Here is a 2,710-nt window from a genome sequence, read left to right on the forward strand (position 1 = left end):
CGCGGGAGCGTCCGGTGCTGCTCGTGCCGGTCCCGTCGTCCTCGGCGGCGGTCCGGCGCCGGGGAGACCGGCCCATGCTGCTGCTGGCCCGCCACGCCGCGCGTCACGTCGGCCCGGCGGTCGAGGTGGCTCCAGTGCTCTCGATGGTGCGACGGACCGCCGACCAGGCCGGTCTGGACCGTCTCGGCCGCCTGGCCAACCTGCGCGGGGCGAATGGTCGTGCCCCGTCCGGGCCGGGTCGTCGGACGGCACTGCTGCTCGTCGACGACGTGCTCACCTCCGGCGCGACCCTGTCCGAGGGGCAGCGCGCGCTGCTCTCGGCGGGGGCCGCGACGGTGACGATGGCGGCCGCGATGGTCACCCCGCGCAGGTCGCCGGGCGTTCACCTATCTTTCCGTCCGTCCGCGGACTAACGTGTCGTCATGGGTCCCTCGTTCGACCGGCACGGCCGGCGTGACGCAGGGGCCTTCCGCGTCCTCGGGCGGCGGCCCGACGACGACCTCGGCCAGCGACGGGAGGTGGTGCCCCGGCTGTGACGCCCTCGCCAGGCGGTCTACCCAGCATCACCCGACGTCCCCAGGAGGACTCCGTGGAAATTGCCATCACCGGACGCCATGTCAACGTCTCCGATCGACTGCGTGAGTACCTGGACAGCAAGCTGTCGAAGGTCCCGCAGCTCGACCCTCGCGTCCAGCGGATCGAGGTCATGGTGAGTCACGAGCCCAACCCCCGTCAGTCGAAGGTCAGCGAGCGCGTCGAGATCACGTGCCGGTCCAAGGGACCGGTCATCCGCGCCGAGGCCTGCCACGACGACCGGCAGGCCGCCGTCGACCTCGCCGTCGACAAGCTGCTCGAGCGCCTGCGCCGAGCCCACGACAAGAGGCACGTGCTGCGCGGTCGGCGCCGCACGTCCGTCGCGGCCGCGACCGCCGACCTCACCGAGCCGCTGGCCACGGACCTCACGAACGAGAGCGGGGCCGAGGAGACCGACCAGTTCGGCACCATCGGCGACAGCCCGGTCGAGGTCCGCGAAAAGGTCCACGAGAGCGCCCCGATGCCGCTCGCCGAGGCCGTGCGCCGCATGGAGCTCGTCGGCCACGACTTCTTCCTCTTCCACGACTCCGACAACGACCGGCCGAGCGTCGTCTACCGCCGACGCGGCTGGTCCTACGGCGTCATCCACCTCGACGTCCAGGACGACGTCAACGGCACCGCCGTCAACGGCACCAGCGTCGAGGAGCCCGTCTCCGTCCGCTGACGCTCCACCGTCGAGCACGACCCGCACGGCCTCCGCGCCGTGCGGGTCGTGCTGTCTGTCGGTGGGGTAGGGCAGGCTGGGGTGATGCGCACACTGACGCCGGCTGCGGCCCGACGGATCGCGCTCGCTGCGCAGGGCTTCGGCCGGGCGCGTCCCGAGAGGGCCCCGACGATGCGCGACCTGCAGCGGGTCGTCGACACGGTCGGACTCGTGCAGATCGACAGCGTCAACGTGGTGACCCGCAGCCATTACCTGCCCTTCTTCTCCCGGCTCGGGCCCTACGACCCCGCACTGCTGGACCGGATGCGCGACCGAGCGCCGCGCCGGCTCGTCGAGTACTGGGCCCACGAGGCGAGCCTGCTGCCGCCGAGCACCTGGCCCCTCATGGAGCACCCACGCATGCGCCGGGCGCTCGACGACTCCTGGGGTGGCATCCAGCGCGTGGCGCGCGAGCACCCCGAGCTCGTCGCGGCGGTGCGCGAGGAGGTCGAGGCCGGACGCCCGCGCACCGCCCGCGAGATCGAGGCCGCGCTCGGGCACGAGCGCAGCGGCGACAAGGAGCACTGGGGGTGGAACTGGTCGCTCGTCAAGCACGCCCTCGAGCACCTCTTCTGGGCCGGTGCGATCAGCTCGGCGGGCCGGACCCAGCAGTTCGAGCGTCGTTATGCCGCCCTGGCGCGCGTCGTCCCTCCCCGCGAGGCCACCCCGTGGCTCGACCCGAGCGCCCGACCGTCCGAGGAGGCGGCCTACACCGAGCTGGTGCGCATCTCCGCCCGTGCGACGGGTGTGGCGACCGAGGCCGACCTCGCCGACTACTTCAGGCTCAAGCGAGTCCACGTGCGCCCGGCAATCGGGCGTCTCGTCGCCGCCGGCGAGCTCGAGGCGGTCGAGGTGCGCGGGTGGGGGCAGCCAGCGTGGCTGCACGCCGGCGCGCGACGTCCCCGAGCCGTCGACGCGCGGGCTCTGCTGTCCCCCTTCGACAGCCTCGTCTGGTGCCGACCGCGCGTGGAGCGCATCTTCGACTTCCACTACCGCATCGAGATCTACACGCCCGCGGAGCAGCGGGTCCACGGCTACTACGTGCTGCCCTTCCTCCTCGGCGACGCCCTCGTCGGGCGGGTCGACCTCAAGGCCGACCGCGCCGCCGGCGCCCTGCTCGCCCGGCAGGTCACCTGGGAGCCGGGGCGCGGGGGAGCCGACGACCGACGCGAGCTGGGCGAGGAGCTCGGCCGGATGGCGACCTGGCTGGGCCTGACGCAGGTCGTCGGCGCCTGAGCCGTCCGAGGTCGCGGGTCAGGCCAGCCGCTCCCAGTGGACCGCGGCCCGACCGATCCGTCGGGGGCGTCCGCAGCGGCCTCACGGCCCCACTCGGTGAAGCGGCGCCGGCGAGGGCCCGGTTGCTCGCGGTGTTGTCGGCCGCCGTCTCGGCGACCAGCCGTCGCAGCCCGAAGC

The 2,710-nt window shown here is 73.5% G+C and carries 3 protein-coding genes; all 3 read left to right on the top strand.

Translation table 11 applies throughout. From position 1 onward, the window contains the following. The coding region (locus tag AC2W7J_RS17340; RefSeq protein WP_485983943.1) for a ComF family protein at positions 1-413 on the top strand (413 nt) is incomplete at its 5' end. 176 nt (positions 414-589) lie between these two features. Continuing rightward, a complete protein-coding gene (gene hpf, locus AC2W7J_RS17345; protein WP_421007459.1) occupies positions 590-1,258 on the top strand; it encodes a ribosome hibernation-promoting factor, HPF/YfiA family in 669 nt (222 codons plus the stop codon). Positions 1,259-1,342: 84 nt separating this feature from the next. Beyond that, on the top strand, positions 1,343-2,533 hold the full coding sequence (locus tag AC2W7J_RS17350; protein ID WP_485983945.1) for a winged helix-turn-helix domain-containing protein: 1,191 nt from the start codon (positions 1,343-1,345) through the stop codon (positions 2,531-2,533). Positions 2,534-2,710 lie beyond the last annotated feature (177 nt).

This window comes from Janibacter sp. CFPM2_SD2 (genome assembly GCF_057364645.1).

Coding starts and splice junctions, on each gene's coding strand:
- AC2W7J_RS17350 (WP_485983945.1), top strand. CDS start 1,343: ATGCGCACACTGACGCCGGCTGCGGCCCGACGGATCGCGCTCGCTGCG.